Source organism: Caryophanon tenue, assembly GCF_001700315.1.
Lineage (GTDB): Bacteria > Bacillota > Bacilli > Bacillales_A > Planococcaceae > Caryophanon > Caryophanon tenue.
The window spans coordinates 61165-70047 of the sequence record NZ_MASJ01000008.1 but is presented as its reverse complement, the minus strand read 5'-3'; the positions used below and the strand labels follow the sequence as shown (position 1 = coordinate 70047).

Below are 8883 nucleotides of genomic sequence, written 5' to 3'. Positions count from 1 at the left end.
GTCACCGGTGCAATACCGTCAACTGGCTGTTTAGAAGGTGTTTTCTTACTGTCTCAAAAAAGACAGTCAGTGCCACAAGTCTGCTTTAGGTGCTCTTTTAGATTTACAATGATTGCTCTAAAATAGAACGCACATCTTCGGCTTGTAATTGATTAAAATTACCGAAAGGACCGTTTACTAAACAATGTTGAATCATGTCATCAAAATGCGTTGCGTCAATGTCATAATCTGCTAAGCGATTTGGTACGCCAATCGATGTCCAAAACGCTGATAACGCCTCAATCCCTTCCAGTGCTACTTGCTCATCTGTTTTGTTCGTGGCATCGATGTTAAACACAGTTGTTGCAAGCTTTGCAAAGCGCGCCGGATTTACATGTACATTATGCTTCATCCAATTTGGGAATAAAATGGCTAGACCACCTGCATGTGGAATATCGTATACCGCTGACACGGCATGTTCAATATTATGCGTTGCCCAGTCACCGCGTGAGCCAAGTGATAAGAAGCCGTTTAAACCAAGTGTACCCGCAAGCATTAATGTCTCGCGATGTTCAAAGTTTGTTGGGTCCTCTAATGCCAGTGGCGCTACACGAATAATCGTACGTAAAATGCCTTCGCTCATCTCATCGGTAATGGGTGTGTTTGTTGCGTTATTAAAATACTGCTCTAAAATATGCGTCATCGTATCAACAACACCATTAACCGTTTGATTCGTTGGAACACTAAATGTATAGCTTGGGTCTAAAATTGAAAATTTCGGGAAGCAATGTGGATTCCCCCACCCAAATTTTTCTTGCGTTTCTAAATTGGTAATCACAGAACCTGAATTCATTTCTGAAGCGGTTGCTGCAATCGTTAATACAGTCGCAAGTGGCAATGCGTCTGTCGGGAATACTTTTTTCGTCACAATATCCCAAGCATCCGCTTCAACTGTCGCACCTGCTACAATCAATTTAGCGCAGTCAATGACTGAGCCACCACCTACTGCTAATACAAGGTCAATCGCGTGCTCTTTACAAAGTGCAATGCCTTTACGTGCTGTTTCTACACGTGGGTTTGGCTCAACTCCTGGTAATTCCACTACGGTGCTATGTAAATCGTTTAAAATGGTCATGATGTCATCATACACACCATTTGCTTTAATACTGCCGCCGCCGTAAACAAGCAAGATATTTGAACCGTATTTTGGAAGTTCGTGACGAAGCTGCTCAATACTACCTTTGCCGAAGTGTATCTTTACAGGGTTATGAAATGAAAATGTTTGCATAAAATTCCTCCTCTTATTGCATGCACTTATTTTCTCATAGTCGAAAACGTGTTGTCATGTCATAACACTTTAAATGATCAAACAATGTACGATTTGTTTCATCCTTATCACTATCGCCTAAAATAATGCATGATACTATAAATATAATGGTATAGAGTGTGTATAATAATCAATGTCATTCATTAAAAGGAGCCTATACGTCATGAAACAACGTTTACAGCATTCATTGACAGCACGTCTATTATTCACAATGAGTAGCGTTATTCTCATCATTTGCGTTATTTTTTTAGTGCTCATTCAAAATCACATTACTGAAACCGTGACCGCTGAAAAAAAAGCGCAAGCGTTACAAAGCGCACATTTAATCGCGAGCCGTCCAGATGTCATCGCTGGCATTGCATCAGACGATCCGACACGTGTACTTCAACCACTGGCTCTTGCGTGGCAGCAACAAATTGATGCCGCATTTGTCGTCATTGGAAATGAAAACGGGATACGCTACACACATCCAGATAGCGCAAAAATCGGTCAATCAATGGTCGGTGGTGACAATGATGCTGCGCTTATTAATCGCCAAGCATTCGTCTCAACAACGACGGGATCCATGGGCGAATCTATTCGAGGAAAAGTACCCATTATTGTCGATGAACAGGTTATTGGTATTGTGTCGGTCGGCTTTTTAACAAAAGACATTCAACAGCGTATTGATGACATATTCACATCATGGTTAAAAACATCGGTATTGGTCGCTCTTTTCGGCGTGCTAGCGGCCTTGTTATTAGCGCTTTATGTAAAGCGACAGTTACTTGGAATGCAGCCAACACAAATCGCCAAGCTCTATACGGCATACCATACGATTTTAGAAGAAACGACAGACGGTATTATCTTAACGGATGATCACGAAAAAATCGTTTTGTATAATACACAAGCAAAAGCACTGTTACATAAGTTGCAAACAGGACATTTACTGACGACTGTTTTACCGCTACAACTTGTGAATGAACGCATCATACGTGCTCTTGAGTTACCGCTGAATGACAAAGCCATTATTGTGACAAAAATGCCGTTACAACAACAACAACAGCGACTCGGCTTTTTATACATTTTACGCCCGAAACAACAATATGAAGAAGTCGTAAATGAATTGCAGTACGTCAAGCAGCAAGCGCGTATTCAACGCGCAAAAACACATGAATTTGCGAATAAATTACACGTATTACTCGGTTTATTAAAAACCAATCATGTAGATGAAGCGGTAGCCTTTATTACCGATGAGCAACAACGAGCCACACAAACGACCTCTTCGTCGATGTTATTGAATGCATTGCTTGAAGGGAAAATGGCAGAAGCAGCTGAGCGACATATTGAGCTGACTGTAGAGGGTGATCGTGACATTATGCCGTTAAACGATCGACAGACTGAAGCACTATTAACCGCACTTGGAAACATTGTCCAAAATGCGATTGAAGCATTGACCCCCTTAAAGAAGCAACCGAAAAAAATTCATGTTTTGATGTATCAATATGCACATGAATTAGCAATTGAAATTCATGATAATGGTGAGGGCATTCCGCTCGAAAAGCTACCATCGATTTTCACACTTGGCTACACGACAAAACAAGGCTATGACAGAGGATATGGATTAGCCATTAGCCAGCAAGCATTGCATTTTGCAGACGGTGAACTATTTGTCGAAGAAAGTGATTTAGGTGGCGCATGCTTTTTAATAATATTGAAAAGGATTTGATGAACATGCACATATGGATTGTGGAAGATGATTTTCGAATTGCGCGTATTCATACGCAATATGTACAGCAGCATATGATAGACGCGCGCATTCAAAACTTTCAAACTGCGCATGCGTTAAAAGAAGCATTACGCACACATGAACTGCCCGCTGTTATTCTGCTTGATTTATATATCCCAGATGTAGAAGGCTATGAGTTGGTCGCTTTTTTGCGCCAAACATACCCATCGATTCTAATTGTGATGATTACAGCAGCAACCGAATATGAGCATGTACAAGCATTGTACGCGTACGGTGTATTTGACTATATCGTAAAGCCATTTCAACAACAGCGTCTTACGCATACGCTCGTAAAAATACAACAAGTATGTAAGCTACTCTCTCAGCAAACAGATTATACTCAACAACAAATTGATGCATTATGGGCTGTATCCCCTGCTACCGAACAAGTCGAAACATTACCGAAAGGCATTGATACGCAAACGTTAGAACGCGTCGCAACATTTTTTGACGATGCGAGCGTAACGTATACGGCGACTGCATTAAGTCAACATATTGGTACAAGTAGGTCCACAGCCCGCCGCTATTTGGAACATTTAGTTGAGCGTGGCATATTACAAACGGAATTACTGTACGGAACTGTTGGACGACCAGAGCGTAATTACCGTCGTGCAACTTATGAACAAAATTAACGATATACAGCTTATTTAACATATGAACGTATTATTCTCGCTAGATCTTAATTGTGTTAATTTTATGACTATTAAGAAATAGTAAGGAGGAGTTCATATGTTAAGCATTATAGGTATTATTACGATTTTAGTAATTGTTACGTTGCTCATTAGTGGACGAGTATCACCAATTGTTGCGATGGTATTGCCACCTATTTTTGCAATGTTTGTTGCGGGTTATTCATTTAATGATTTAGGGGTATTTTTCTCAGATGGTATTAATTCCGTTATTAGTGTTGCGATCATGTTTATTTTTGCGATTATCTTTTTTGGCATTATGCAAGATGTCGGTTTATTCGAACCAATCATCAATAAAATGGTAGCGCTCTCACGCGGGAATGTCGTACTTGTAGCAGTTGTAACGGTTATTATTGCGGTTATTGCTCAATTAGACGGATCGGGCGCATCGACGTTTTTAATTTCGATTACAGCACTCTTACCACTGTATGTACGCCTTGGTATGAATCCGTATTTATTACTGTTACTCGTTGCTGGAGCAGCAGCCATTGTCAATATGATTCCTTGGGGCGGGCCTTTAGGACGTGTCGCTTCTGTATTAGAAACGGACGTGACCGAGCTTTGGTATCCATTAATTAAAATTCAAGTTATCGGGATTTTCTTAATGCTAGCACTTGCTGTCGGTATGGGCTTCCGTGAAAAACGTTTAATCGAAAAACGCAAAGCGACTGGTCAGACATTAAAAATTGATTTATCCAATAGTATTTTAAATGACGAATCGGATGAAACTTTGAAACGCCCGAAATTACTTTGGGCAAATGCGCTACTTGCGCTCATTATTTTAGGCATTTTAATGTCTGGTTTACTACCAGCCGGTTTAGCCTTTTTAATTGGTGTGGCGATTGCTTTACCATTAAACTACCGTACACCGAAAGAACAAATGGGACGTATTCAAGCACACGCTTCAAATGCATTAACGATGGCCTCCATTATTATTGCGGCTGGTTTATTCCTTGGCATTTTAAATGGGACGGGGATGTTAACGGCCATTGCGAATGATGCTGTTAAAGTGTTACCAAGCTTTTTAGCGCAATATTTACACATCATTATTGGCGTATTAGGTGTGCCATTTGATTTACTCTTAAGTACAGATGCTTATTATTTTGCACTCTTCCCTGTTGTGGAACAAATTGGTTTGACGTACGGGATTGATTCGTTATCAACTGCTTATGCAATGATTATCGGAAACATTGTCGGTACATTCGTATCACCTCTTGCACCAGCAGTTTGGTTAGCACTTGGCTTATCAGGATTAGAAATGGGCAAGCATTTAAAGTACTCATTCTTCTGGATGTGGGGACTGAGCATTACGATGTTATTTATTGCTGTGCTTTTAGGGGTTATTCAAATTTAAATCATTATAGCTCATTCCCTAACGTAAACAACTTGGGGAATGGGCTTCTTTTAATGTGTCCTTAACCTTTTTTCTCCACACTAATTTAAAAGAATATTCTTTTAATTATAAATACCCACACAAAATACCTCTTTTTACTAAAATTCAGCTAACTTCATTGACATTATGAAACAAATTTATTATTCTACTATTTACTTTAACAATTTCATATGTAAGAATTTCTTCTTATCAAGAGAGATGGAGGGACTGGCCCTAAGAAATCTCGGCAGCGGAACATAATGTTACTGTGCCAAATCCAGCAAGCGTAGCTTTGATAGATAAGTGGAGTGTTTTCAGTTGATGGAGCCTCTTCTTGTTTAAAAGAAGAGGCTTTTTACTATGGATAAAAGTAGATAATGTGTAATGGAGGATTATTAGTATGAATAAAGGCAATCCGTGGGCATTGCTCCCGTTTGTTGTATTTTTATGTTTATTTATTGGTTCAGGCATTGTACTAGATGATTTTTATGCGTTTCCCGTTATTGTTGCCATTACACTCGCAAGCATTGTAGCTTTAGCGATGAATCGTAATGAAACATTTACAGAAAAAGTGGAACGTTTTTGTAAAGGCGCAGGCAATAGTAATGTTATGCTAATGGTGATTATTTTCTTACTTGCAGGCGCATTCGCTGAAACAGCAAAAGGCATGGGTGCTGTAGACGCAACTGTTAATTTTGCCCTGTCAGCTATCCCACCACAGTTATTAATTGTCGGTCTGTTTATTATTGCCTGCTTTATTTCATTAGCAATGGGCACTTCTGTCGGTACGATTGTTGCGCTTGCGCCGATCGGTGTAGGTATTGCCGACCAAACTGAATTGTCAATAGCACTTATTTTAGCGTCGATTATTGGGGGCGCAATGTTTGGCGATAATTTATCGTTTATCTCAGATACAACGATAACGGCCACACGTACACAAGGGGCAGAAATGAAAGACAAATTTAAAGTGAACTTTTGGATTGTTTTACCGGCTGCCATCGTAACATGCATAATTTTGGCGGTGCTAACAGCAGGACAAACAGCGGTTATTACCGTTGGAGACTTTGATTGGGTGAAAATGATTCCTTATTTATTTGTTATTCTTTTCGCCATTATTGGCTTTAATGTATTTATCGTCTTAGCGTGTGGTATTGGACTTGCGGCGCTTGTCGGCTTAGTAGATGGTAGCTATGCGGGTATGGATATTGTTCAATCGATCGCTACGGGTATGGCGAATATGTATGAAATGGCATTTTTAGCGATGCTTATTGCCGGTATGGTTAAATTAATTAAACATAATGGCGGTATCGACTATATTCTATACATCACAACACGTAACATTAAAACAAAAAAAGACGCTGAATTTGCGATGGCAGGTCTTGTGAGTGTGACGGATTTATCAACGGCTAATAATACGATTGCGATTTTAATTGCAGGACCTCTTGTGAAGAATATCGCAACACAATATGACATTGAACCACGCAAATCAGCAAGTATTATCGATATTTTCTCATGTGCAGTACAAGGACTCATTCCATACGGTGCGCAATTTTTAGTTGCGGCTGGTGTCGCTGGTATTTCACCGATACTAATGCTTCAATATTCCTTTTACCCTGTACTCATCGCGATTTGTGGCGTTATTGCTATTTTAATTGGGTATCCTCGTCACAAAACAGCGTAAAAAGAAGGTATGACCTTATTATTTAAAGGTCATACCTTCTTTTTGTGTTAGTGCACGCCATCCTTCTAGTACACCCGCCGCACCTTGCTGTTGTGCGATATATATGTGTGGTTGATGTGCCAGTGCATATAACGTATCACAAGCGTTTGCTACGGCAATACCTTCGTGACCACTTATAAATAAACTATAATCATTTTCCGAGTCTCCTGCGACAATCACACGTGACGGTTCTAGTTGTGTCGCTAATACATATTCAAGTGCTGCGGCTTTATCCACACCTCGTCTCATAATGTCAACGTCTCGGTTACTACTATGAATCACATCAACGGATGCATGTGGTGACAACTGCTGTTTAAAAGCTTCGACTGCTTGCTCATCACCATAATACGCTAATCGAAATGGTGTTGTGACGGGTTGCGGTGTAAAGTATTGCTCTGCTATTTGTGCCACTTCAGAAAAATCCGCTTCTAATACGTGACGTGCCCATGTTTCATCTAACATATGTGTATGTCCATCATAAATAGCGCCGCCAACATCACAAATTAATACATCTGGTGTTGGTAAGTCTGCTTGTTGAATTAATAATTGTGCGGATGAAAACGTTCGCCCTGTAATATAAATAAGTGAAGCTTGTTCTTTAGCAAGCTCCTGCCAAAGTGGCGCGTGAGGAATATCATCGTGCACAATCGTACCATCTAAATCCGTGGCTAATACATATTTATTTAATTGTCGAAACATATCTTGCTCCTTTATATAATTGTTGTACTTGCTTTGCAATACGTTTCCAGTTAAACTCACGTTGCGCAAAATTACGCGCTTGTCTCCCCATAAATGCAACATAATGACGGTTTGCTAATAATTGGCGCATACGTGCAGCCAATTTTTTGGCACTTTCTTTTGGCGTGTGTAGTCCTGTTCGTCCTTTTTGCACAATATCTTGTAAACCACCAACAGATGTTGCGATGACTGGACAGCCACATGCCTGTGCCTCAGCTGCGACCATGCCAAATGATTCATAGTGCGATGGCATAACCGTTGCAAGTGCAGCGCTATAAAGTTCTTTTAATTGTTGTTCATTTTGTGGGCCTAAAAAAACGACACGATGTTCGATTCCACGTATAGCCCGTTGGAGTTTTTTTGTAATTGGTTGATATGTGGTCAGATTCACTGTTTTTTCACAGCCACCTGCAATTAGAAGTTGAATCTCGTCATCTTCTGCCGTCAGCTCTCGAAACGCTTCAAATAAATCATAAATACCTTTTGATTCCTCTAGACGACCTACATATAAATAATAAGAAGATGGCAGTGACATTGTAGATGATGATGGTGTTAAAAAGGTAGGTGCAACACCGATTGGGACAACTGAAACATCGCTTTTTCCCTTGGTGAATTGTGTAATAAGTTCTTTTTCATTCGGTGTTGTCGCTAACACCACATCTGCTTTTTCCATAATTGTTTTTTCAAAATGTTCACGTTGTATATTTCGTTCACCCGTGCCTTTTGCCTTCGCAATGGCAAGTGAATGATTTGTATGCACCCAATAAATCGAATGTTGCTGTTGTAACATGAGTGCTAGTACGCCTGATAACCAATAATGAGTATGCACAACTTCGTACTCTTCTATCGCCAACGTGGCACACATTTGTCGATAAAATGTTGGCAACAATTCAAACATCTCATCTTTTGGAACGAAGCCCTTTTCGCCACCAGTAAAACGGTAAACAATACTTCGTTCACCAAAATGTTCAATTTCTTGGGCAGCTTCATTGCTCCAGTGTGTCGCAACGTGGACTTCAAATCCAAGTGCATCTAACGATAACGCTAAATGCTTTACATAATTATTTTGTCCGCCTGCTTGCGAGCTCCCTAATGGTATTAATGGATCGCCATGGTCTGAAATAAACAAGATTTTACGTGTCATTATTACTTCGTGTCCTTTCTTCTAGCATATAGTGAAGAGTAAATGGTGCTAAAAAATTTGTACACCTTACTATTTCCTTAATAACCTTTTGCCTACTCACATATGTATGAAACAAATAAACGCTCTTTTTGTCACATAGTCCTATT

7 protein-coding genes and 1 riboswitch are annotated in these 8883 nt (G+C 39.9%); of the genes, 4 read left to right on the top strand and 3 right to left on the bottom strand.

What is annotated here, in order from left to right; all coding sequences use genetic code 11:
• Window positions 1-103 precede the first annotated feature (103 nt).
• Window positions 104-1267, bottom strand: a complete 1164-nt coding sequence (locus A6M13_RS07230; RefSeq protein WP_066544488.1) for an iron-containing alcohol dehydrogenase — start codon at window positions 1265-1267, stop codon at window positions 104-106.
• Between the two features lie 202 nt (window positions 1268-1469).
• Here A6M13_RS07230 and A6M13_RS07225 point away from each other — a divergent pair, with 202 nt between their 5' ends.
• The 4 genes from A6M13_RS07225 (at window position 1470) to A6M13_RS07210 (ending at window position 6816) form a co-directional block, all read left to right on the top strand.
• The gene (locus A6M13_RS07225) at window positions 1470-3014 is read left to right on the top strand and encodes an ATP-binding protein (protein ID WP_066544485.1); all 1545 of its coding nucleotides are present in this window, start codon (window positions 1470-1472) and stop codon (window positions 3012-3014) included.
• A 5-nt stretch (window positions 3015-3019) separates the two neighbouring features.
• Complete coding sequence (locus A6M13_RS07220; protein ID WP_066544506.1) at window positions 3020-3706, top strand: response regulator; 687 nt, start codon at window positions 3020-3022, stop codon at window positions 3704-3706.
• Between the two features lie 97 nt (window positions 3707-3803).
• Window positions 3804-5117: a CitMHS family transporter gene (locus A6M13_RS07215; protein WP_066544479.1), complete on the top strand. Its 1314-nt coding sequence runs from the start codon at window positions 3804-3806 to the stop codon at window positions 5115-5117.
• Between the two features lie 222 nt (window positions 5118-5339).
• Window positions 5340-5441, top strand: a riboswitch (SAM riboswitch).
• An 88-nt stretch (window positions 5442-5529) separates the two neighbouring features.
• Entirely contained in the window at window positions 5530-6816 is a 1287-nt protein-coding gene (locus A6M13_RS07210) for a Na+/H+ antiporter NhaC family protein (protein WP_141680915.1), read from the top strand.
• A gap of 18 nt (window positions 6817-6834) precedes the next feature.
• Here the strand turns inward: A6M13_RS07210 and A6M13_RS07205 are convergent, their stop codons facing one another.
• Together A6M13_RS07205 and A6M13_RS07200 are read right to left on the bottom strand one after the other, a co-directional pair.
• A complete protein-coding gene (locus A6M13_RS07205) occupies window positions 6835-7554 on the bottom strand; it encodes an HAD-IIB family hydrolase (RefSeq protein ID WP_141680914.1) in 720 nt (239 codons plus the stop codon).
• A complete protein-coding gene (locus A6M13_RS07200; protein ID WP_066544477.1) occupies window positions 7535-8737 on the bottom strand; it encodes a glycosyltransferase in 1203 nt (400 codons plus the stop codon). The genes A6M13_RS07205 and A6M13_RS07200 overlap by 20 nt, the downstream gene beginning before the upstream one ends.
• Between the last annotated feature and the right edge of the window lie 146 nt (window positions 8738-8883).

Excerpts from the sequence above, each read along its gene's own strand:
- A6M13_RS07230 (WP_066544488.1), bottom strand. The coding sequence starts at position 1,267 with ATGCAAACATTTTCATTTCATAACCCTGTAAAGATACACTTCGGCAAA.
- A6M13_RS07225 (WP_066544485.1), top strand. The coding sequence starts at position 1,470 with ATGAAACAACGTTTACAGCATTCATTGACAGCACGTCTATTATTCACA.
- A6M13_RS07220 (WP_066544506.1), top strand. The coding sequence starts at position 3,020 with ATGCACATATGGATTGTGGAAGATGATTTTCGAATTGCGCGTATTCAT.
- A6M13_RS07215 (WP_066544479.1), top strand. The coding sequence starts at position 3,804 with ATGTTAAGCATTATAGGTATTATTACGATTTTAGTAATTGTTACGTTG.
- A6M13_RS07205 (WP_141680914.1), bottom strand. The coding sequence starts at position 7,554 with ATGTTTCGACAATTAAATAAATATGTATTAGCCACGGATTTAGATGGT.
- A6M13_RS07200 (WP_066544477.1), bottom strand. The coding sequence starts at position 8,737 with ATGACACGTAAAATCTTGTTTATTTCAGACCATGGCGATCCATTAATA.